Below are 22,526 nucleotides of genomic sequence, written 5' to 3' on the forward strand. Positions count from 1 at the left end.
AGATCACCAGATCGCAGCCCTCGTCGAACAAGGCCTGCACGCCGCGCGTTGTCAGGTCATAGATATCATCGGCATCGCGCACCCCGTAGGGCGTATTGGCGTTGTCGCCGAAATAGACCAGCGGCACATCAGGCAGCCGCGCGGCCACCGCATCGAGCACGGTCAGCCCACCAAGGCCGCTGTCGAAGATGCCAACCGCCATCAGTAACGATCCCCCAAGATCTTGCGCTTGCGCCCCTCGTTCTCTTCGGCAGAGCGATGGCGCTGTTCGAATTCGAACCCCCGCACCGATGGGTCAAGAGGTCTCGGGCTGAGCCCATATGTGGTTTCGCGCAAGAACGCCATCATTGCGCGCGCATCGCCCGCATAGCTATCGAGCGTTTCACGCGGGATCGGCTGACCCACCACCACATCGACCGGGCTATTCACCCGCGCCCGGAACTCCTTGATCAAAAGCCCCATGCGCAATGTCGAATGCAGATGGCTCATCAGCTGGAACAGCCGCGAATTATGGCCATCGAAAAACACCGGCACCACGGTCGCATCCGATTTCGCGATCATGCGCGCGGTGAAACTGCGCCAGCCCGGATCCATCGGTCGCCCAAAGGGTTTTGCGGCGGTCGAGACGGTGCCACCGGGGAAAATCCCGATTGCGCCACCTTGCGCCAGATAGGACAGCGCGGTTTTGCGTGTCGCGATATTGAGCGCCAGCGCCTCTTTCGTATCGTCGAAAGAAATGGGCAGGATCACCCGCTCGATATCTTCGGCCTTGCGGAACACACGATGCGCCATGATCCGAAAATCGCCGCGCACAAGGCTAAGGATATGGCCCATCATCAACCCGTCGAGAATGCCGTAGGGGTGATTTGCGATCAAGATCAACGGCCCCTCGCGCGGGATCAGATCGAGCGCCCCCCCCACTACCCGCAGGTCGAGACCGTAGCGCTCCACCATCACCTGCCAGAAATCGCGCCCTAGCCGGACCTCGTCATCATAGCCATCGGCCCGCTTGATCAGCGATAGCCGCCCGGTGGCATTCTCCATCACGCGGATCATCGCACGCCCACCCCGCGAGGCCGCTGACGACGCGTAGGAGATTTCACGCGCAACAGCGCGGCGGGGATCGTTTTTGGAAAGGCGCGGCATGACGGCGATAGCCCTTTTCGACATCTTGGCACGATCTAGCCTGTTACGCGTGAGTCGGTCCAGCGCTCAGCGCCGCGTCCAGCCCCAAAGACAGATCAATTCCATGGCAACATGCGCGGCGGCCACTGCCGTGATCTCGGCATGGTCATAAGGGGGCGCGACTTCGACCACATCGCCGCCCACAAGGTTGATCCCCGCCAGACCGCGCAAAAGCTGGGCAGCCTGCGCACTCGACAAGCCGCCCCAGACCGGCGTGCCGGTGCCCGGCGCAAAGGCCGGGTCAAGCGCGTCGATATCGAAGCTCAGATAGACCGGGCGTGCGCCGACCCGCGCGCGGATATCGGCCGCCACCGCATCGGCGCCGCGCAGATGCAGCTCGCGCGCATCATGGATCTTGATGCCAAGATTGTCCTCAACCACCGTGCGGATGCCCACATGCGCCGAGGCCGCGACATCGATCAGCCCCTCCTTCACCGCCTTGTAGCAAAAGGTGCCGTGATCGATCCGGGCCGCGTCATCATCGGGCCAAGTATCAGTATGCGCGTCGCATTGGATCAAGGCCAGCGGCCCGTATTTGGCGGCATGCGCCCGCAGGATCGGCAAGGTGATCGAATGATCGCCACCCAGCACGATACAGCCCGCACCCGCCGCAAGGATGCCTCCAACATGCGCCGCGATCCGCGCAGGCACATCGGCGGTATGTGCATAATCGAAAGCCATATCGCCGTAATCGGCGATGGCGAATTCCTCCAAGGGTGAAAAGCCATCCCAACCATAGGGCGGATCATAGGGCTGCAGGCTCGATGCCGCCCGGATCGCACGCGGGCCCAAGCGCGCACCGGGGCGGTTGGTCACCGCTTGGTCGAAACCGATGCCGGTGACCGCCAGATCGACACCGCGCAAATCCTTGCTGTAGCGGCGGCGCAGAAAGCTCGGCGCGCCGGCGAAGGCGTTCTCGAAGGCCAAGCCCTTGAACCCCTCGCGCGTGAACGCACCATCCGCATCGCGCTTTGCATCTTCCAAGGCCATGGCTCACCCTCCGTCCCGTTGCCACTTCGCCTGCCCTGAGTTGCGCGAAAACGCAAGCACCGGCGTGACTTTTGAACCCTTGCCCCTAGCTGCCCCCTAAGGCAGGTACAGCCCCGCGCGATCACCCCGAGGAGAATGGCCATGAACGACACGACCCGACAGCGTGAGGCCCTGAGAACCGCTTTCCTCGATGGTATGAGCCGGGCGGCAAGCTCGGTCACCGTGGTCACCACCGATGGCCCCGCAGGCCGCGCGGGCGTCACGGTCTCGGCCATGACCTCGGTCTCGGCCGATGGCGAAGAGCCGACGATGCTCACCTGCCTCAATGCCGCCTCCTCGGTCCTGCCGCTGGTGCTGGAAAACGGCTGTTTTTGTATCAATGTGCTACAAAGCGACCAGACCGCGATTTCCGATATCTTCTCCTCGCGCAGCCCCGCGCCGGGTGGCGACAAATTCGCCGGCGTCGAGATCTTCAGTGCCGCCACTGGCGCGCCTTGCTTGGCGAACGCCCTTGTCAGCTTCGATTGCGCGCTGGTCTCGGCCGACCGGATCGGCACCCACCATATCTGCATCGGCGCGGTCAAGGCGGTCCATGTCGCGCCCAAGGGCGAGCCGCTGCTCTACGGCATGCGCCGCTACCTGCGCGCCGTCGCACAGTAGGGCGCTTCTTCGTTTCAAAAATATCCCGGGGGCGCCCGGCACGGGCGGGGGCAGCGCCCCCCAAAAAACAACGGCATCACGCGCAAGGCGCGTGGCAACAGACGAATTTTCACGCGAAAATTCGCACCCTACCCCGCGAGTGGCAATGCGCGCTCGGCCAGGCGCGCCAAAAGGCTGGCCCCGATGGGCAAGATCTCGTCGTTGAAATCATAACCCGCATGATGCAGCCCCGGACCCGCGCCCGCACCGAGGAACAGATAGGCGCCGGGCCGGGCCTGCAGCATGTATGAAAAATCCTCCGCCCCCATTTCACGACCTGCCGCTGCATCGAGCTTGTCCGCGCCGACAAGCTCGGCGGCGACTTCAGCGGCGAATTCCGTGCGTGCGGGATCGTTGATCGTGGCCGGGTAGCCGATGGCGTAGTCGAGCGTCGCCTTCACCTCGAAACTGGCCGCCTGACCTGCCACGATCGCCGCCATCCGCTCCATGACCATCGCCTGCACCGCCGGATCGAAGGTCCGTACCGTGCCGTTGATCATCGCCTCGCCCGCAATGACATTATCCGTGGTGCCTGCGTGGATCTGTGTCACGGAGATGACCAGATCCTTCAGCGCATGATGATTGCGCGAAACGATGGTCTGGATCGCCTGCACCATGGAGACCGCAGGCGGGATCGGATCAACCGTCTCATGCGGCATCGCCCCATGACCGCCGCGCCCCGCGATTCGGATGGTGAACTCATCGACGGCGGCCATGATCGGGCCGGGGGTGGTGATGATCCGCCCCGCCTCTTGGCCGGGTGCGTTATGCAGCGCGTAGACTTCGGCGATGTCGAACCGATCCATGATGCCTTCGGCGACCATCACGCCTGCGCCGCCGCCATCTTCTTCGGCGGGCTGAAAGATCAGCGCGACGCGGCCCCGAAAGCCGCGCGTCTCGGCCAGATACTTGGCCGCCCCCAAAAGCATCGCGGTATGTCCGTCATGGCCACAGGCATGCATCTTGCCCGGCACCGTCGAGGCATGACCGACAGAGCTTTGCTCATGGATCGGCAGCGCGTCCATATCGGCGCGCAGACCCACGACAGGCCCCGCACCTTGGCCGTTGATCATCGCCACGATGCCGGATTGGGCGATGCCGGTATGGATTTCATCGACCCCGATCTCGGCCAGACGCGCGGCGACATAGGCCGCTGTCTCGTGGCAATCGAAACCCAGTTCGGGATGGGCATGCAGATGCCGCCGCCACGCCGTCATCTCGGGCGCAAGCCCCGCGATACGATTGATGATGGGCATGGCTGGACTCCTCGGGTCGGTTTGGGTCTAACGAACTCCTGACCCAATCGACACGGTTGCGCAATGGACGAGCTTTCCCGACTTCCCCCACTTGATCGGCTGCGCGCCATCATGGCGCGGCTACGCGATCCTGTGACGGGCTGCCCTTGGGATGTCGAACAGGATTTCGCCACCATCGCCCCCTATACGATCGAAGAGGCCTATGAGGTTGCCGATGCGATCGCGCGGCAAGCATGGGACGAGTTGAAGGGCGAATTGGGCGATCTGCTGTTCCAATCGGTGTTTCACGCCCAAATGGCCGCCGAGGCGGGGCTGTTCGACCTCGACGATGTGGCCAGCGCCATCGCCGACAAGATGATCGCGCGCCACCCCCATGTCTTCGGGGATGAAAGCAACGCGAAATCAGCCGATCAACAAGTGGCCGATTGGGAAAGCGTCAAGGCCGCCGAGCGCGCGGCCAAGGCACGCGGCGGCGTGCTCGATGATGTGGCCTTGGGCCTGCCCGCGCTCATGCGCGCCGAAAAGCTGCAAAAGCGTGCCGCGCGCGTCGGCTTCGACTGGCCCGAGATCGGCCAAGTCATCGACAAGATCGCCGAAGAAGCCCGCGAATTGGCCGAAGCGCGCGATGCCTTGCCGCAAGACAAGATCGCCGAGGAGATGGGTGATCTGTTGTTCGTCATGGCCAATCTCGCCCGCCATCTCAAGGTTGATCCCGAAGATGCGCTGCGCCGCGCCAATACGAAATTCACCCGCCGCTTCGCCTTTATCGAGGCGGAACTGGCCAAGCTGGGCAAGCGGCCCGAGGACAGCGATCTGGCCGAAATGGACGCGTTGTGGGATGGCGCCAAGCGTGGCGGGCTTTAGCGCGCTTGCCCTTGCCCGCGAAACCGGGCATCGCGTGATCACGCCCAAGGACAGTATGGCCAGATGACCCAGACCGCCACCGCACGCCCCCCTGAACCGACCAACCAACCGCTGCGCGCGGCGCTGTGGATGATCGGGGCGATCGTGGCGTTCTCGGCGATGGCCGTGGCCGGGCGCGCGGCAGCACTGGAACTCGACACCTTCGAGATGATGACCTACCGCTCGATGATCGGGGTGGTGATCGTGCTTTTGGTGGCGCGCGTCGCGGGCACGCTGGGCCAAGTCACGCGCCGCCATATGGGTGTGCATCTGTTGCGCAACCTGTTCCATTTCACCGGACAGAACCTGTGGTTTTACGCCATTACCGTGGCCCCCTTGGCGCTGGTCTTCGCGCTGGAATTCACCTCGCCGCTTTGGACGATGGCCTTTGCTGCGCTGTTTTTGGGCGAGCGGCTGACCTTGTGGAAGGTGATCGCGGGGCTGGTCGGGTTCTTGGGCGTGCTTGCGGTGGTGCAACCCGGCGTGCAGCCGATCTCGGCCGGCATGATCACGGCGGCCATCGGCGCGGTGTTTTTCGCAGGCACCGCGATCCTGACAAAGCGGCTGACGCGGACCGAGACGATCACTTGCATCTTGTTCTGGCTGACCACGATGCAGCTTGTCATCGGCTTGATCGCCTGTTTGTGGGATGGAGATATGACCATCCCATCGGCGGCGATGCTGCCTTGGATCACGGTGATCGGGTTGGGCGGGCTGACGGCGCATTTCTGCCTGACAACGGCCCTGTCGATCGCGCCCGCCTCGGTGGTGATGCCGATGGATTTCGCGCGCCTCCCCGTGATCGCGGTGGTGGGGATCGTACTTTACGCCGAGCCGCTGGAATGGGGAGTGTTGTTCGGCGCCGCAATGATCTTCGCCGCCAATTACATCAATATCCTGACCAGCCAGCGCAAAACGGGCTGAGCTTGTTTGTGTAGCAAAACCGTCACAATCACGCACGTCCCCCGAGGTCGCGCCGAAGATGACGCAGGGGCAGAATTGACCGCTGTCAATAAATGCACGGATATAGGCGCGAGGAAGACTATTCTTGTCTTGGGGGAGAGACATCATGAACCGCATCGCAGCCGCCTCCGCGGCACTTTTGGCATCGACTGCAGTCGCACAGGCCTACATTAGCCGCACAGATCAATCCATGCGCCTGATGTTTGAAAATGTGGGGCCATCTGGAAATTACGCAGAGCTTTCGTTTGGAACCGTGCGTCCAAAGGCAGGCGCAACCGGGATCGAAAACCCTTTGGTCGACTATCAGATGCCAGGATTTGGGTTTGTGCATCGATATAGTGATACCTGTCCGTTGGTTTGATCTATGATACGCCCTATGGCGCTGCAGTGCGCTACGCGCCTTCTCCGGGTATCTTTAATGGTGGAGGTGCCAATGTTGAAACCGATGCGCTGACCCTGATTGGTCGGTACTCTTTCAACGAAAATGTCAGTGCGCATGTCGGCATTCGCGCCCTGCGCGGTGAAGGGACGATCAACACGTTTTTTTCAAATCCAGCGTTTGACCCAACCCAAGCCCCTTCGCTCGCAAACCCGCCAGCCTTTCCAGCCAATCTGAGCGCTAGCAGCGATACGGGTTATGGATTTTTGATCGGCGGAGCCTACGAAGTGCCCGAAATCGCATTGCGTGTTGCATTGACCTATCACAGCCCTATTTCCCTCGCGTTTTCGGCGACCGAGCAGAGCATTGGCGCACCGGCAAGCCGCCCATTCGAGACCGAGTTTCCCGAGTCGTACGATCTCGAATTTCAGTCGGGAGTGGCTGCAGATACACTGGTTTTCGGTTCGGTACGTTACCAGATGTGGGATGGTTTCAACCTGACCGTTCCGAACTCGGTCGTCCCAGGTCAGACCAATGCGCGCTATGTGAATTTCACATCCGGCTCGACGACATATAACCTCGGCGTCGGCCGACGGATCAATGAAAATTGGTCCGCTTCCGTATCCTACACGCACCGCACGCCGGGCACGACGCCGAGCGACACCGCCCTTGCACCGACGACCGGCCTCAACAGCTTGGCCCTTGCTGGTCAGTACACGAAAGACGCCATGACCGTCTCGGGCGGGTTTACCTATGGCATCCCTGGCGATCAGATCGTTTTGAACCAGCAAGCCGCGGGCGGTCAGGTAAACTTCAACGACAACAGCGTGATCGGCTTTGGTTTGCGCATCGGCTTTAGCTTTTAACGTACACACTTAACTCTGCACTCCCCCCCGCGCACCCGCTGCGCGGGGGTTTTCTTTTGGGCAATGCCACCCTTTACGCCCCGCGCCCCTTTCCTTATATCTTCACTCAGGAATTCCGCGGAAGGCACGAACCCATGTCAGAGCATGACCCGCAGCTTGAGGGCACACCGCTTATCAAGCCATCAAGCACCGACCACCCGCTATACGACAGCGTCGTCGAGGCGTGCCGCAGCGTCTATGACCCTGAAATCCCGGTCAATATCTTCGATCTGGGGCTGGTCTACACCATCGACATTAACCCCGAAAACGAGGTGCGCGTGACCATGACGCTGACCGCACCCGGTTGCCCCGTCGCGGGCGAGATGCCCGGCTGGGTCGCCGATGCGGTCGAGCCGCTCGCAGGGGTCAAGCATGTCGATGTCGAGCTGACATGGGATCCGCCTTGGGGCATGGACATGATGTCGGACGAGGCGCGGCTGGAATTGGGTTTCATGTGATGGCGCATCGCCTGCGCCCTCTTGAGCCAAAGCGCGACACCGCCTATCTTTCCCACATCGCAAGAGCGACAAGGAGCTGACGCCATGTTCGGCATCCCCGGCAAGCAGGCCGTCACCATCACGCCCGCCGCGGCGGCGCAGATCCAGCGCCTTATGGCGCGCGACGGCACCCAAGGCCTGCGCATCGGCATCAAGAAGGGTGGCTGTGCGGGCATGGAATACACCATGGATTACGTCAGCGAGATCAATCCGCATGACGAGATCGTCGAGCAAGATGGCGCGCGGGTCTTGATCGCGCCCATGGCGCAGATGTTCCTGTTCGGCACCGAGATCGATTACGAGACAAGCTTGCTCGAGGCGGGCTTCAAGTTCCGCAATCCCAACGTGGCCGATGCCTGCGGCTGCGGCGAGTCGATCAAGTTCAAGGATGCAGCCGAATTAGCGGCAGAACAGGCCACCAGCCGGGGATGAGCCTGCGCGCCGAACAGATCACGGCGGCGCGTGATGTCTTCGCGGGCCTGGGCGAGATCAGCACGCGGCGCATGATGGGGGGCTTGTGCCTCTATCATCGCGGGACCATCTTCGCCATCGTGATGCGTGATGGCGCCATCCACCTCAAAGCGGCGGGAGAGATAATCGCAGCCTTGGCGGCGGCGGGGGCCACCCAATGGTCCTATCGGCGCGCAGGGCGCGCGGAGCCCACGCGCATGCCCTATTGGACCTTGCCCGCTGCGGCCTATGACGACCCCGAGATCGCCTGCGATTGGGCGCGCCGCGCGCTTGCGCAACTCTAGCCGCGCGGCTTCGGCTTGACCCGCAAGCCGCGCCCTGCCACCCCTGACGGCAGTATCGTATGAACAGGACCACGCCCATGCCCCGCAAGATCGCAGCCGGAAACTGGAAGATGCATGGCGATGGCGCCGCGCTGGCCGAGATCGACGCGCTCATGGCCGCCAATCCCGCGCCTTCGGTGGATGTGGTGATCTGCCCGCCCGCCACACTGATCCACCGCATGGTGAGCCATATCGGCAGCCATCCGATCGCGGTGGGCGGCCAATCCTGCCACGCTGCGATCAAGGGCGCACATACCGGCGATATCGCGGCCGGCATGCTGGTCGATGCGGGCGCGACCCATGTCATCTTGGGCCATTCCGAGCGTCGGGCCGATCATGGCGAAACCGATGCCATGATCCAAGCACAGCTTGAAACCGCCCTGTCCGCCGGGCTGCAAATCATCCTCTGCGTGGGCGAGACCGAAACGCAATACAAGGCCGGCACGACGCAAGACATCGTGACAGCCCAGCTCCGCCACGCCCTGCCCCAGAGCGACGCCGCAGCACGGATCATCATCGCCTATGAGCCGGTCTGGGCGATCGGTACGGGCCTTGTGCCGCAAGATGATGAAATCGCGGCAGTGCATGCTGCGATCCGCGCGCTTTTATGCGATCACTTCGGCGCTGCAGGGGCTGAGATGGCGATCTTGTATGGTGGCTCGGTCAAGGCCGAGAACGCCGCCGCGATCTTTGCCATCGCCAATGTCGACGGGGCCTTGGTCGGCGGCGCCTCGCTCAACGCGGCGGCTTTTTCCCCCATCATCGCCGCGCTTGCCCGCGCCTAGGGCGTGGCTGGCACATAGCGGGTCAGGGCAAGCCGAACGCTGCCTTGCTGATCCGATCCGAATTGCAGCAGCGCGACAATGTAACGCCCCGCCTGCACCGGCAGGGCCAATTCGGCATCCAGACTGCCATTCGCATCGTCATTGCTGCCCAGCCAATTGCCCTGTGCGTCGAAAACCTCCAGCATCGGGTCGCTGTTGCTGATCTCATCGGCGGTGATCAGTACCAACCCCGCGTCCGGGCTTTCAAAGACGAACCATTGCGCCTGATCGCCGGGAACTTGCCATTCCCGCGTGCTGGTCGTGGTCAAGACCCCCAGATCCTCGACCGGCCAAGACCCGTCAAGCGGCGGCGCGATCTCGGCGGTGGCATAGGCCGCGGCGGCGGCCTCTTGCAGACCGCGTGCCGAAATCGTCAGCCGGATCGGCAAACCGGGATCGGACAAGGCGCGCATGCCGACGCAATAATCACCCGCCGCCAATGGCTGCAAGATATCGATCCGGCTATCGAGGCTGTCGGCATCGTCATTCTCGGCCAGCAACACACCCGCCGCATCGAAAAGATAGATATAGGGATCGGCTTGCTCATTGGTGGCCCGGATCGACAGCGCCTGCGGCGCGGCAAGGCTGAAGCGGTAATAGGGGGCCGCCTCCACGCTATTGGCCATGCTCACACCCTTGTCCAGTTCGGCATCGATCGGACCTGCGCGCAAAGTCACCGCCGGGGTATCGGCGAGGCAAGGATCGATCCCCACGAAGGGCGCGCCGCCCTGCCAATCGCCAAAGCCACCCGCCAACCCTGCGGTCAGCGCGGGCATCTCAAGGCGGCTGACGCGCATCTCGGCGCGCACCGCCTCGCCGCCGAAGCCCATCACGGCAAGGCAATACGACCCCGGTTCAAGTGCAAGCTCGGCGCGGCTCGACACCCCGCCGCCGCTATCGTCATCGATGACCAAAAGCCGCCCATCGGCATCGAACAACTCGATGATCGTGTCGCCATCGGCTGTCGTCGGCGCGGCCTCGACCCGGACCTGCATCGCGGTGCCGAGCGAAAACAGACCGACCGCGCGTGCGCCCGCCGTCGACGCCACCGACACATCCAAGGATGCGGCGGCGCTGGCGATATCCGAGCCTGCCTGCCCCTGCCCCATCCACTGGCCCCCATCCCCGAGCCCCGCACATAGCCCCGTTTGCGCCCAGACCGGCGCAGCACAGCCAAGACAGATGATCGCCGTGAGGGCAAAGGCAGGGCGGCGAAGGCACATGACAAACTCCCGAAAACCAATGGGCGCGGCCGCCCCTTAAAAGCGCAGCCTAACCGCAGCGACCCGTCCGAGAAAGGCGAAATCCGACAGCGCGCAAGGCTGCGCGCCCTCACCCTCTGGTCAGCGGCGCTGCATCGTCGCATATACTGTCGGGCATGAGCATGGATCACACCACGCGCGATACCACCACCACCGCTGCCGGACCGGAGCGGGTCCGCGACCGTCGCCTGATGCCGCTGATCGGCAGCGCGCTCGCGCTGATGTGCTTGGCGGCGCTTTTGGTCTATCCGCGGCTGGAACATGCCTATGCCATCGCAATCGGCGACCGCGACAGTGCCACGTTGGAACTGACGATCCAAAACCTGCGCGGGGCCTTGGACAAGGCCGAGGTTCTACCAGCGCTTCTGGCCGAACGCGCCAGCATCGCGCGGCTCTTGCGCGACCCGGAGAATTCCGGGCTTTTGCCCTTCGTCAATGAGCAGATGCGCCAAACGGCGTTGCGGCTGGATGTCTCGGATGTCTATGTGATGGATGCCGAGGGTCAGACGATCGCCGCCTCATCGTATCGGACGGATCGGTCCTTTGTCGGGCGCAACTTTGCCTATCGCCCCTATTTCACCGATGCGCTCGAAGGTGGCATCGGGCGGTTTCACGCCCTTGGCACCACATCGGGCGAGCGCGGCTATTTCTTTGCGGCCCCCGTGATCGACGGCACCGAGACCACAGGCGTTGTAGCCGTCAAGATCACGCTCGATGATTTCGAAGCCACATGGAATGAAAGTGCCGCGACCGTGATCGTGCAGGACATGGCAAATGTCATCTTTCTGTCGGACCGACAGAATTGGCATTTCCGCACCTTTGGCCCGATGGCCGAGGCGGCTTTGGAAAGCATCGTGGCCACGCGCCAATACCCTGTTGCAGCACTGCGCAGCTTGCCTGCGCGCCGCGCGGCTCTGGGCAGTTCCGGCTACGAAACCGTGACCTTCGACATTGCCGATGGGGGCAACAGCTACATCATGCAAACTGGGCTGATCGCCGCTGCTGGCTGGCGCGTGTCGATCTTGTCGCCACTTGCGCCCGCGCAGTTGCAAGCCGCCAATACGCTGGCCATCGGATTGTTGATCGCGCTGTTCATCGTGTTGATCGCCGCCGTGATCTGGCAGCGGCGTATCCAGTTGGAAGACCGGCTTGCCGCGCGCGAGCATGCGCGCGCCCGGCTCGAGGCGCGGGTCCGCGAGCGGACCACCGAACTTGACGAGGCGAACACGCTTTTGCGCCAACAGGTCGATGAGCGCGTGCGCGCCGAGGCGCAGCTGCGACGCACACAGGCCGAATTGGTGCAAGCGGGCAAACTTGCCGCGCTGGGGCAGATGTCGGCGGCGCTCAGCCACGAGTTCAACCAGCCGCTTGCCGCCGTCAAAGCCTATGCCGAGAATGCCGCCACCTTTCTCGACCGGGGCCGCGAGGGTGACGCGCGCGAAAATATCCGCCTGATCTCGGCGATGACGGACCGCATGGCCGCGATCTCCAAGCATCTGCGCAATTTCGCCCGCCGCCCCCAAGACAAGACCGGCCCGGTGCCAATCGGCGCAGTCGTGGATGATGCGCTGGCCTTGATGGGGCCGCGCTTGGCCGCCGCGCAAGCGGTGCTGACCAACAGCTTGCCCCCCGACGATCTTTGGGTGATCGGCGGGCGGGTGCGGCTGCAACAGGTGATCGTCAATCTCATCGGCAATGCGCTTGACGCGATGGAGGGATCGGCACGCCCCGAGATCACCATTTCAATGGCCGTGGAAGATGGCCGCTGCAAGCTGATGGTCCGCGACATCGGTCCGGGTCTGAGCGATGCCGCGCTGGCGCAGGCCTTCGATCCATTCTTCACCACCAAGGCCCCGGGTCAGGGCCTCGGGCTGGGACTGTCGATTTCCTACAATATCGTGCGCGATTTCAACGGGCGCTTGACGGCGTCCAACCATCCCGAAGGTGGCGCGCTGTTCACGGTCGAGCTTGACCTGAGCGCCGCACCGGACGAGATCGCCGCACAATGAGCAACACGGCCCCCATCTTGTTCGTCGATGACGAGGCGCCCCTGCGCCATGCCGCGACCCAAGCCTTGATGCTGGCCGATCTGCAGGTGATCGCCTGCCCCGATGCGACCAGCGCGCTGGCCCAGCTTGGGCGCGATTTTCCCGGCGTTCTGGTCACCGATATCCGCATGCCCGGCATGGATGGGCTGAGCCTGATGGCCGAGGCACTCAAGATCGACGCCGAATTGCCCGTCATCTTGGTCACGGGACATGGCGATGTCGATCTGGCGGTCCAGTCGATGCGCGATGGGGCCTATGATTTCCTCGAAAAGCCCTATGCGCCCGCGCGGCTGGTGCAAGCGGTCGGCCGTGCCTTGGAAAAGCGGCGGCTGACTTTGGAAAATCGCCGCCTGCGCGCGGTGGCGGGGCCCGATCTTGGTGCCGACCCCGTCGCCACCCGGCTTTTGGGGCGCTCGGCGGTGATGACGCGGCTGCGCGCCAGCCTGCGCGCCGTGGCCGCGACCGAGGCCGATGTGCTGATCGAGGGTGCGACAGGCACCGGAAAAACCGTCATGGCGCAGACGCTCCACGATATCAGCGCGCGCGCGCTGCGCCCCTTTGTCGGCGTCAATTGCGCCGCCCTGCCCACCGCGCTGATCGAGAACGAGCTTTTTGGCCATGAGGCAGGTGCCTTTCCGGGTGCAACACGCGCGCGCTATGGCAAGTTCGAACATGCCCGCGGCGGCACCTTGTTCCTCGATGAGGTCGACAGCCTGCCGCTGCCGGTGCAAGGCAAGCTTTTGCATGCGATCGAACATCGCATGGTCACGCGGCTCGGCTCGAATGATCCGATCCCGCTCGATCTGCGGATCTTGGCCTCGAGCAAGGGCGATCTGGTCGAAGCGGTGCGCGCGGGCCAATTCCGGCCCGACCTTCTCTATCGGCTCAACGTGGTGACATTGCGCCTGCCGACATTGGCCGAGCGGCGCGAAGATATCCCGATGTTGTTTTCCGCCCTGCTGGCCGCCGCCGCCACCCGCGAGGGGCGCAGCCCGCCCGCTGTGCCGGGCGCGGTGCTTTCCGCGCTGACCATGCGCGATTGGCCCGGCAATGTGCGCGAGCTGCGCAATGCCGCCGAACGGATGGCGCTTGGCCTTGATCCGGATTTTGCGCAAGCCGATATCGCCGCCGACGATAGCTTGGCCGGACAGGTTGCAGCCCATGAGCGCCGCCTGATCGCAGCCGCACTTGCCGCCAATGGCGGCAGCGTCAAGGCGACCTATACGGCGCTCAAGGTCAGCCGAAAGGCGCTCTATGAAAAGATGCAGCGCCATGGTTTGCGTCGTGAGCAGTTTCGCGATGATGAGGCTGACGGCAGCGTTTCACCCCCCGATGTGTCGAAAACGTAACATCGGTTTGCGCCGTTGGGGTCGCATTCGACCCATCCGAGTTCGAAAACCCTCTTCTTTTGTGCAAACCGGGCATGCATCGCTTGCATAGCGCAGCCGCGCAGGCCACACCGCCCCCACGAGCAGCCCGGGGGGGATCTGGGCGCTTGATCTGTTCACAAGGGAGACAAACATGACGTTCACCCGTCTGGCCGCCTTCGCGGCGACAACTGCACTCACCGCAACGGCCGCATTCGCCGGTGGTCATATCGACCGCACCGGCTGGCCCGAAAGCTTCACGGTCGGCACCGGCTCGCAGGGCGGCACCTATTTCGGTTACGGTTCCGGCTGGGCCGGCCTTGCTGCAGAGCAGCTCGGCCTGTCGGGCGGCGCCGAAGTGACCGGTGGCCCGATGCAGAACATGGCGCTGGTCCACACCGGCGAATTGCCCTTCGGCATGACCACCATGGGCCCTGCCGCGGAATCGCTGGCCGGCACCAACCCGATCGCACCCGGCCTTCAGATGACCGGCGCCTGCGCGATGTTCCCGATGTACCAGACACCCTTCTCGGTGACCGCTCTGGCATCCTCGGGCATCACTTCGATCGCCGACATTCCGGCCGGCGCACGCATCGGCTTCGGCCCTGCAGGCTCCACCTCGGACACCTACTTCCCCGCCATGCTGGAAACGCTGGGCGTGGAATTTGACCGTCGCAACGGCGGCTGGTCGGATCTGGGCAGCCAGCTTCAGGATGGCCTGCTGGATGTGATCGCATTCGCCGCAGGCGTGCCGATCCCGGCCGTGTCGCAGCTTGAAGTGCAGACCGACATCAACATCGTCGGCTTCACCGATGCGGAACTGGGCACCATCACCGATGCCTTCCCCGTGTCGCGTTTCGACATCCCGGCCGAGACCTACACCACCCTCACCGCGCCGGCCCCGGCCGTTGCGATGTGGAACTTCTCGGTGGCCAACTGCGACCTGCCCGAAACCCTCGTCTATGCCATCGTCGATGTCGTGATGTCGGATAACGAGCGTATGGTCGGCGTCCACTCGGCAGCGCGTGAAACTCTGCCCGAGCATTGGGACAAGAACACCGCGATGATGTGGCACCCCGGCGCGGCGCGCTGGTTCACCGAGAACGCCGGTGCAACCATCCCCGCCGACAAGATCCACGGCATGTAATCGTCACGCGTGACGTGATCTGGGGCCGCGCCTGCTTGCCGGGCGCGGCCCTTTCCGAACCGGCCCTGCACATACCGCAGGGCATGGGGCGATCCAGGGGGGATTAGGCGATGACCACCGAACAGATGCGCAACGATGACCCGCGCGATGATCAGATCGACGGCCCGATCTTGGCCGAAGGCGTGGATGAAGACCCGGTCGAAGGCAATCGCCGCCTGTTCACCGGCTCGGGCTATATCGCCGTGGCGATCGTCGCGATCCTCTACGCACTTGTGCACATGCTTGCACTCAACGGCGTGTCGCTTTCCAGCTGGACGGGTATCGAGCTTGCGTTCTTGCCGCAATTCCCGCTTGAGACATGGAATTTTCGCATCATGCATATCGCCGGCGCGCTTGCGCTCGGCTTCCTGATATTCGCCGCCCACGGCTTTGCAGATGAAACCGGGGCGTCCAAGCAGACGCGGCTGTTGTCGATCCTGGCGGCGGCCTTCGGTATTCCCGCGCTGATCGCCGGGGCGACCGCTATCGGTTTTTCTGCGCAGATCGCCTCGGGAACATTGCCGCAAATGGGCGGGCTGACCACATGGGCCGCCTTTCCCGGCACACCCACCTATGCCGCCGAGGTCAACTGGTTCGGCATCCCACTGTTGATCGCGACCTTTGGCGCAATCATCACCGGCTGGTTCGAGCGCCGCGCGCGCGACAGCTTTGCCGCCTCTGACATCGTGCTGGCCGCCTGCGGCATCGTCGTGGCCATCTACCTGATCGCGATCTATGGCACCGCAGCACGCAATTCGGTCGGCACCACCTTCGTGCCGATCGGCGTGGCTTTCGCTGCCACCGCCGGTTCGGCGCTGATCCTCGAGTTGACGCGCCGCGTCGCGGGTCTGGCACTTGTTGTGATCACTGGCATCTTCCTGCTTTACACCTTTACCGCGCATCTTTTGCCCGGCCTTCTGGCCGTCGACCGCGCCTATAGCTGGCAGCGCTTTTTCGGCCATGTCTATTCGGATGCGGGCATCTTGGGGCCGACCACGGCGGTGTCTTCGACCTATATCATTCTCTTCATCATCTTCGCGGCCTTCTTGCAGGCGTCGAAAGTGGGCGACTATTTCGTCAATTTCGCCTTCGCAATGGCGGGGCGCGCGCGCGGTGGCCCGGCCAAGGTGGCGATCTTTGCCAGCGGCCTCATGGGCATGATCAACGGCACATCGGCGGGCAATGTGGTGGCGACTGGATCGCTGACCATCCCGCTGATGAAAAAGGTCGGCTATCACAAGAAAACCGCCGGCGCAGTCGAGGCCGCGGCCTCCACCGGGGGCCAGATCATGCCCCCGATCATGGGGGCTGGCGCCTTCATCATGGCCGAGGTGACGGGCATCCCCTATCAAGAGATCGCCATCGCCGCGATCATCCCCGCGATCCTTTACTTCGCCTCGATCTACTTCATGGTCGATTTCGAGGCCGCCAAACTCGGCATGCGCGGCATGCGCGAAGAAGAGCTGCCAAAGCTCAAGCGCCTGATCAAACAGGTCTATCTCTTCGTGCCGATCATCATCCTGATCGCGGCGCTCTTCATGGGTTACTCGGTGATCCGGGCAGGCACGCTTGCCACCGTGGCCGCCGCCATGATCAGCTGGCTCACCCCGCATGCGATGGGACCACGCGCCATCCTCAAGGCCTTCGAGCTGGCCGGTGTCATGTCGATCCAGATCATCGCGGTCTGCGCTTGTGCAGGCATCATCGTGGGCGTGATCTCACTGACCGGGGTCGGCGCGCGCTTTTCGAACGTGCTGCTTGACCTTGCGGGTGTCAGCCAGTTGCTCGCGCTCTTCTTCGCCATGTGCATCGCGATCCTCTTGGGGATGGGCATGCCCACCACGGCGGCCTACGCAGTCGCGGCCTCGGTCGTGGCACCGGGTCTGGTCCAGCTTGGCATTCCCCAGTTGACGGCGCATTTCTTCGTCTTCTACTTCGCCGTGGTCTCGGCCATCACGCCACCGGTGGCGCTGGCCAGCTATGCGGCGGCGGGCATATCCGGGGCCAACCCGATGGAAACCTCGGTCGCGTCCTTCCGCATCGGCATCGCGGCCTTCATCGTGCCCTTCATGTTCTTCTACAACTCCGCCCTCTTGATGGACGGCACCGCGATCGAGATCATCCGTGCAGGCATCACCGCGACCTTCGGGGTGTTCTTGCTGTCGGCGGGCGTGCAGGGCTGGTTCATGGGCGGGCGCTCGGTCTGGTTTATCCGCATTGGCTTGATCATCGCGGCGCTTTTCATGATCGAGGGCGGCCTTGTGACCGATCTGCTCGGATTTGGGGCGGCGGTGGGCCTTTACCTTGTGCAGCGGCTCTTCAAACCACGCGCCGATGTCAGCATCCCGGTGCGCGGCGCGGACTGAAGCCAATACGCAGGCGCGCCGCCCCTTCGACACGGGCGGCGCGTCTCTTCATCTTTCAAGAAATACGCTTGCAAGGCGCTGGCAAAGCGCAAGATCGCCTGCCATGCTCACGCTCATGCAGCGGCTTTCCCAATCCCCGACAGACCCCGGCTTTGTCCAAGACCCCTACCCTTTCTACGCCCGTGCGCGCGCCGCGGGGCATCTGGTCTGGTGGGAGGAATATGGCATGCCAATGGCCACCACCCATGCGGCCGTCAACACGATTCTGCGCGACCGCCGTTTCGGGCGCGAACCCATTGCGCCGGTCGATTACCCCGCCCATCTGGCCCCTTTCTACGCGGTCGAGGCCCATTCCATGCTTGAGTTGGAGCCGCCCCGCCACACGCGGTTGCGTGGGCTGGTCTTGCGCGCCTTCACCTCGCGCCGCATCCAGGCGCTCGGCCCCGAAATCGCGGCGCTGGCGCATGATCTGGCATCATCCCTGCCGCGCGGCGCGGCTTTCGACCTGCTCGATGCGTATTGCCGCCCGATCCCTGTGATCATCATCGCCCGGCTATTGGGCGTGCCCGAGGCGATGGCCCCAGAGCTTCTGCGCTGGTCAAGCGCGATGGTGCAGATGTATCAAGCTGGCCGCACAAGGCATCAAGAGGATGAAGCCGCGACAGCAGCCAAGGACTTCGCCGCCTTTCTGCACAGCTATGTCGAGGCGCGCCGCGCCACCCCCGCAGACGATCTGATCAGCGCGTTGATCGCGGCCGAGGCCGATGGCGCGACGCTCTCGACTGATGAGTTGATCTCCACCTGTATCTTGCTGCTCAACGCAGGCCATGAGGCGACGGTCCATAGCCTTGGCAACGGGGTGAAACTATGCCTCGAAACCGGCGCCCGCCCTGACCGAAACGCCGCGCCCTTGGTCGAAGAAATCCTGCGTTACGACCCACCGCTGCACATGTTCACCCGTTACGCCTATGAGGATGTGACGCTGTTTGGCCAAGCGATCAGGCGCGGCGCGCAAATCGGGCTCTTGCTGGCCTCGGCCAACCGCTGTGGCGCGGCCTATGCACAGGCCGATCGCTTCAAACCCACGCGGGGTGACGGGCCGGTGAACCAAGCCTTTGGGGCGGGGTTGCATTTTTGCGTCGGCGCAGCGTTGGCGCGGTTGGAACTGCAAACGGCACTCCCGATCTTGTTCCAGCGCCATCCCCAGCTCCGCCTCGCCGCCCCGCCACGCTACGCCGATATCTACCATTTCCACGGGCTCGGTGCGTTGCCGGTCATTGCCTAGGCGCACTCAATTCTCGTCCTCGTCGTCCTCTTCCATCTGCGCGATGCGTGCACCGGATTTCGAGGTGGTCACCACGCCCAATGATTTCAGCTTTCGATGCAAGGCCGAGCGCTCCATGCCCACGAAACTGGCCGTGCGGCTGATATTGCCGCCGAAACGGTTGATCTGGGCCATCAAATATTGGCGTTCGAACAATTCGCGCGCCTCGCGCAGCGGCAAGGTGGTCAGCCGCGCCGACAGGCCGATCCCGTCATCTGCGGCGCCAGAACCCGCCTCGCCCTGACCGGGCAGATCGCCGGCCTCGATCGGGCCTGTGTCATCGCCCAAGATCAGCACCCGCTCGATCATGTTGCGCAGCTGGCGCACATTTCCCGGCCAACGCATCGTCTGCAAGAGCGTCACCGCATCTTCGCCCAACTCGCGCGCGGCCAAGCCTTGTTCGCGGTTGAACTCGGCGATGAAATGGCGCGCCAGATCGGGAATATCATCGCGCCGATCCTCAAGGCTTGGCACCTCGATCGGCACCACGTTCAGCCGATGATACAATTCCTCGCGAAACCGCCCCTCGGCGATCTCGGCAACCAGATCGCGCGACGTAGACGAGATGACGCGCAGATCGACCCGCACCTTGGCCGTGCCGCCCACGCGGCTGAAACTTTGATCGACCAGCACGCGCAGGATCTTGGACTGGGTGCCAAGCGGCATATCCGCGACCTCGTCGAAATAGATCACCCCGCCATGGGCCTGTTCTAGCAACCCCTGCTCTGTGCCGCGCTCGGCGCTTTCGCGGCCGAACAGCTTGACCTCCATCTCGTCGGGCTGGATCGCGGCTGAGGAGGCGATGACAAAGGGCGCATCGGCGCGGTTCGAATTGGCATGCACATAGCGCGCGGCCATTTCCTTGCCCGATCCCGGCCCACCCGTCAGCATCACGCGACCATTGGATTTGGTCACCTTGTCGAGCTGCGATTTCAGCGCACGAAAAGCCGCGCCATTGCCCACCATATCCGCGACACGCCCATCTTGGCGGCGCAGCGAGGCATTCTCGCGCCTGAGCTTGGAGGCCTCCATCGCGCGGCGGATGACGACCAGCAACTGGTCGATATTGAAGGGTTTCTCGATGAAATCATAGGCGCCTTGCTTGATCGCGGCGACCGCGATCTCGATATTGCCATGACCCGAAATGATCACGACCGGCACCTCGGGATTATCGCGTTTGACATGGGACAGGATGTCGATCCCGTCCATGTTGCTGTCTTTGAGCCAGATATCGAGGATCATCAAACCCGGCGCCGCACGGTTCAACTCGGCCATGCAATCATCCGAATTTCCGGCCATGCGCGTGGTGTAGCCCTCATCGCGCAGGATGTCGCAGATCAACTCGCGGATATCGCGTTCGTCGTCCACGACCAGAATGTCACTCATACCAGATCTCCGTTGTGCAAGATGGGCAATGTGATGCGGGCCGCAGCGCCCGCATGGGCATTGGGTCCAAAAGGTTCGGCATCGATCAACTCAAGCGTGCCTGCGTGTTCTTCGACGATCTTCTTGACGATCGGCAGGCCCAGCCCCGTGCCCTTGTCGCGGGTGGTGACATAGGGCTCGAACAGCTTGGCCCGATCCGCAGGTAGGCCGATGCCATTGTCGGCGATGGTGATCACGGCCATACCATCGGCCAGCGCCAAGCTGATGCGCAATTCCGGCACATAGCCATCAGGCGGCCCTTTTTCCTGAAGCGTTTCAATTGCTTCGCCGCCGTTCTTGATCAAGTTTGTCAACGCCTGACCGATCATCGTGGCGTCAAGCTCTGCCATGACTGGCGTCTCGGGGATATCGGTGACGAATTGCACCCCCGGCTGACCCGCGCGCTGCAAGGTCACCGCCTCCCGCGTGAGGCGGGCGAGATCCTCGGCCTTGGTATCGGGTTCGGGCATCCGGGCGAATTTCGAAAACTCGTCGACGATCCGGCGCAGGTCATTGGTCTGGCGCACGATGATCTCGGTCATTTCTTCAAGGCGGATCTTGTCCTCGCCTTCCAGATCGCGGGCATAGCGGCGCTTGATGCGTTCGGCCGACAATTGGATGGGCGTGAGCGGGTTCTTGATCTCATGGGCGATCCGACGCGCGACATCGCCCCAAGCAGCCAGGCGCTGCGCGCTGACAAGCTGGGTGACATCGTCAAAGGCTACCACGTAACCTTCCAGCGCCTCATCGACATTGCGCCGGGTCGACATGCGCACAAGCAGGCTTTCTTGCTTGCCGCCCCGGGTCAGCTTGATCTCTTCTTGAACGCTTTCGGCGGTGGATTTCTGCAACCGCTCGAAAAGCGCCGCGAATTCGGGCACCGCCGCCGAAAGGCTGAGCCCATGATCGCGCTGGTCGACCATTTGCAGCAGCCGCAGCGCCGAGCGGTTCATGAAATCGATCCGCCCCCCTTCGGTCAGGCCGATGACGCCCGCGGTCACCGAGCTCAGAACCGAATCAAACAGCCGCCGCCGCGCCTCGGTCGCGTCGTTTTGCTCGACCATCGCGTCGCGCTGCCCTTTGAGCTGGCGGGTCATCTGGTTGAAAAGCTGTCCCAACATCGCGATCTCATCATCGCCGCCATCATCGGGCACGCGCACATCCAGATCACCTTGGCCCACGCGCTGCGCGGCGCCCGCCAACTGCCCCACGGGGCGCGACAGGCGTTCGGCGAACCATAGTCCCAGCCAGATCGCAGCCAGCACCATGATGATCGCAAAGCCCAGATAAAGCAGCCCAAACTCAAACAGCACGCGGCCACGTTCGGATTCCAGCTGACGGTAAAGCCGCACGGTCTGTTGCGTTTCATCGAGCAGCGCGAGGATCTCGCCATCGACCTCGCGGCTGACGTAAAGATAGCGGTCAGGATAGGCATCGAGGCGGTAGAGCGCGCGAAACTCGTTTTGCGTACGATCCTCGATCAGCACCAACTCACCCGCCTCGGCGCGCGCGATATCAGCAGGGTTGGGGCGTTCGAAATCGAACAGGTAACTCGATTCGCCCCGCGCCCGGATATCGCCCAGCCCGTCGATGACAAAGGCCTCTTCCAAGCCACGCTGGATGCGGCTTTGGCCTTGGCTCAACACTTGGCGCAGATCGCCATCGGTCTGCAAAAGCGTGGTGCGCCGGTTGAGGTTCAAGAAATTGGCCAGCGCCATTGTATCAGTCGCCAGATCGTCGCGATGTTCTTGGCTATAAGCGACGGCGGCATCCACCGAATTGCCCAGGGCGCGCGATACGCGGTCCGAAAACCAGCCCTCAAGCCCCATGTTCACCGTGATCGTGGCGAAGACGGCCACAAGGATGGTCGGCACCAGCGCCACGATGGTGAAGACGCCCGTCAGCCGCAAATGCAGCCGCGATCCAGCCGAGCGCGCGCGCCGTGAGGCCAAAATCCGCGCCACCTCGCGCATCACGAGGGCGGCAACCAAGAGGATATAGATCAGATCGGCCAGCAAGATCAGCCGCAGCCCCGGCGCATCGGCCAGGTCCGCCAAAGGCCCGAGAACGAGAAAGGTCAGAAAGGCAAGGAAAGGGCCAAGCAGCACCAAGCCCAAGGTGGCCGCGCTGCGCACATCAGGGTTGTTCTTGAA

20 protein-coding genes and 1 pseudogene are annotated in these 22,526 nt (G+C 63.3%); 14 read left to right on the plus strand and 7 right to left on the minus strand.

Annotation, left to right across the window (positions count from 1 at the left end; genetic code table 11):
* The 3 genes and pseudogenes from ACTG4J_RS07480 to speB all read right to left on the minus strand — a co-directional run.
* Positions 1 to 202: pseudogene (locus ACTG4J_RS07480) on the minus strand (glutamate racemase); the annotation flags it as partial.
* Positions 202 to 1,146, minus strand: a complete 945-nt coding sequence (locus ACTG4J_RS07485; RefSeq protein WP_439138377.1) for a lysophospholipid acyltransferase family protein — start codon at positions 1,144 to 1,146, stop codon at positions 202 to 204. The pseudogene ACTG4J_RS07480 and the gene ACTG4J_RS07485, both read right to left, overlap by 1 nt.
* 66 nt (positions 1,147 to 1,212) lie before the next feature.
* Positions 1,213 to 2,175, minus strand: coding sequence for an agmatinase (gene speB, locus ACTG4J_RS07490; RefSeq protein ID WP_439138379.1), 963 nt, complete (start codon positions 2,173 to 2,175; stop codon positions 1,213 to 1,215).
* A 141-nt stretch (positions 2,176 to 2,316) separates the two neighbouring features.
* On the opposite strand from speB, the gene ACTG4J_RS07495 reads away from it, so the two are divergent.
* The gene (locus tag ACTG4J_RS07495) at positions 2,317 to 2,835 is read left to right on the plus strand and encodes a flavin reductase family protein (protein WP_439138381.1); all 519 of its coding nucleotides are present in this window, start codon (positions 2,317 to 2,319) and stop codon (positions 2,833 to 2,835) included.
* A 128-nt stretch (positions 2,836 to 2,963) separates the two neighbouring features.
* Here ACTG4J_RS07495 and ACTG4J_RS07500 read toward each other — a convergent pair whose 3' ends face one another.
* The gene (locus tag ACTG4J_RS07500) at positions 2,964 to 4,130 is read right to left on the minus strand and encodes a M20 aminoacylase family protein (RefSeq protein WP_439138383.1); all 1,167 of its coding nucleotides are present in this window, start codon (positions 4,128 to 4,130) and stop codon (positions 2,964 to 2,966) included.
* Positions 4,131 to 4,193: 63 nt separating this feature from the next.
* Here ACTG4J_RS07500 and mazG point away from each other — a divergent pair, with 63 nt between their 5' ends.
* The 8 genes from mazG (at position 4,194) to tpiA (ending at position 9,356) form a co-directional block, all read left to right on the plus strand.
* Positions 4,194 to 4,994 carry a nucleoside triphosphate pyrophosphohydrolase gene (gene mazG / locus ACTG4J_RS07505; RefSeq protein ID WP_439138385.1) on the plus strand — a complete coding sequence of 267 codons (801 nt, stop codon included), beginning with the start codon at positions 4,194 to 4,196 and terminating at the stop codon, positions 4,992 to 4,994.
* 63 nt (positions 4,995 to 5,057) lie between these two features.
* Entirely contained in the window at positions 5,058 to 5,957 is a 900-nt protein-coding gene (locus tag ACTG4J_RS07510) for a DMT family transporter (protein WP_439138387.1), read from the plus strand.
* Positions 5,958 to 6,102: 145 nt separating this feature from the next.
* Positions 6,103 to 6,357 (plus strand): hypothetical protein, encoded by a 255-nt coding sequence (locus ACTG4J_RS07515; protein WP_439138388.1) that lies wholly within the window; start codon positions 6,103 to 6,105, stop codon positions 6,355 to 6,357.
* Positions 6,354 to 7,241 carry an outer membrane protein transport protein gene (locus ACTG4J_RS07520; RefSeq protein WP_439138390.1) on the plus strand — a complete coding sequence of 296 codons (888 nt, stop codon included), beginning with the start codon at positions 6,354 to 6,356 and terminating at the stop codon, positions 7,239 to 7,241. Before ACTG4J_RS07515 ends, ACTG4J_RS07520 begins: the two co-directional genes overlap by 4 nt.
* 134 nt (positions 7,242 to 7,375) lie before the next feature.
* Complete coding sequence (locus ACTG4J_RS07525; protein WP_439138391.1) at positions 7,376 to 7,738, plus strand: SUF system Fe-S cluster assembly protein; 363 nt, start codon at positions 7,376 to 7,378, stop codon at positions 7,736 to 7,738.
* A gap of 84 nt (positions 7,739 to 7,822) precedes the next feature.
* Positions 7,823 to 8,209, plus strand: coding sequence for a HesB/IscA family protein (locus tag ACTG4J_RS07530; RefSeq protein WP_439138393.1), 387 nt, complete (start codon positions 7,823 to 7,825; stop codon positions 8,207 to 8,209).
* Positions 8,206 to 8,532 (plus strand): TfoX/Sxy family protein, encoded by a 327-nt coding sequence (locus ACTG4J_RS07535; protein ID WP_439138394.1) that lies wholly within the window; start codon positions 8,206 to 8,208, stop codon positions 8,530 to 8,532. The genes ACTG4J_RS07530 and ACTG4J_RS07535 overlap by 4 nt, the downstream gene beginning before the upstream one ends.
* A gap of 77 nt (positions 8,533 to 8,609) precedes the next feature.
* Positions 8,610 to 9,356, plus strand: coding sequence for a triose-phosphate isomerase (gene tpiA, locus ACTG4J_RS07540; RefSeq protein ID WP_439138396.1), 747 nt, complete (start codon positions 8,610 to 8,612; stop codon positions 9,354 to 9,356).
* On the opposite strand, the gene ACTG4J_RS07545 is transcribed toward tpiA, so the two are convergent.
* Positions 9,353 to 10,618: an ABC transporter substrate-binding protein gene (locus tag ACTG4J_RS07545; RefSeq protein ID WP_439138397.1), complete on the minus strand. Its 1,266-nt coding sequence runs from the start codon at positions 10,616 to 10,618 to the stop codon at positions 9,353 to 9,355. The genes tpiA and ACTG4J_RS07545 overlap by 4 nt on opposite strands.
* A 161-nt stretch (positions 10,619 to 10,779) precedes the next feature.
* Here ACTG4J_RS07545 and ACTG4J_RS07550 point away from each other — a divergent pair, with 161 nt between their 5' ends.
* The 5 genes from ACTG4J_RS07550 to ACTG4J_RS07570 all read left to right on the plus strand — a co-directional run bounded on the left by ACTG4J_RS07550 (position 10,780) and on the right by ACTG4J_RS07570 (position 18,909).
* Entirely contained in the window at positions 10,780 to 12,666 is a 1,887-nt protein-coding gene (locus ACTG4J_RS07550; RefSeq protein WP_439138399.1) for a sensor histidine kinase, read from the plus strand.
* Positions 12,663 to 14,054 (plus strand): sigma-54-dependent transcriptional regulator, encoded by a 1,392-nt coding sequence (locus ACTG4J_RS07555; RefSeq protein WP_439138401.1) that lies wholly within the window; start codon positions 12,663 to 12,665, stop codon positions 14,052 to 14,054. The genes ACTG4J_RS07550 and ACTG4J_RS07555 overlap by 4 nt, the downstream gene beginning before the upstream one ends.
* 172 nt (positions 14,055 to 14,226) lie before the next feature.
* Positions 14,227 to 15,219, plus strand: a complete 993-nt coding sequence (locus ACTG4J_RS07560) for a TAXI family TRAP transporter solute-binding subunit (protein ID WP_439138402.1) — start codon at positions 14,227 to 14,229, stop codon at positions 15,217 to 15,219.
* 110 nt (positions 15,220 to 15,329) lie between these two features.
* A complete protein-coding gene (locus ACTG4J_RS07565) occupies positions 15,330 to 17,624 on the plus strand; it encodes a TRAP transporter permease (protein WP_439138404.1) in 2,295 nt (764 codons plus the stop codon).
* Positions 17,625 to 17,739: 115 nt separating this feature from the next.
* A complete protein-coding gene (locus tag ACTG4J_RS07570) occupies positions 17,740 to 18,909 on the plus strand; it encodes a cytochrome P450 (protein WP_439138408.1) in 1,170 nt (389 codons plus the stop codon).
* 6 nt (positions 18,910 to 18,915) lie between these two features.
* Here ACTG4J_RS07570 and ntrX read toward each other — a convergent pair whose 3' ends face one another.
* Together ntrX and ACTG4J_RS07580 are read right to left on the minus strand one after the other, a co-directional pair.
* Positions 18,916 to 20,334 (minus strand): nitrogen assimilation response regulator NtrX, encoded by a 1,419-nt coding sequence (gene ntrX, locus ACTG4J_RS07575; RefSeq protein WP_439138406.1) that lies wholly within the window; start codon positions 20,332 to 20,334, stop codon positions 18,916 to 18,918.
* Positions 20,331 to 22,508 (minus strand): ATP-binding protein, encoded by a 2,178-nt coding sequence (locus ACTG4J_RS07580; RefSeq protein WP_439138409.1) that lies wholly within the window; start codon positions 22,506 to 22,508, stop codon positions 20,331 to 20,333. Before ACTG4J_RS07580 ends, ntrX begins: the two co-directional genes overlap by 4 nt.
* Between the last annotated feature and the right edge of the window lie 18 nt (positions 22,509 to 22,526).

Source organism: Roseicyclus sp. (assembly GCF_965662675.1).
Lineage (GTDB): Bacteria > Pseudomonadota > Alphaproteobacteria > Rhodobacterales > Rhodobacteraceae > Roseicyclus.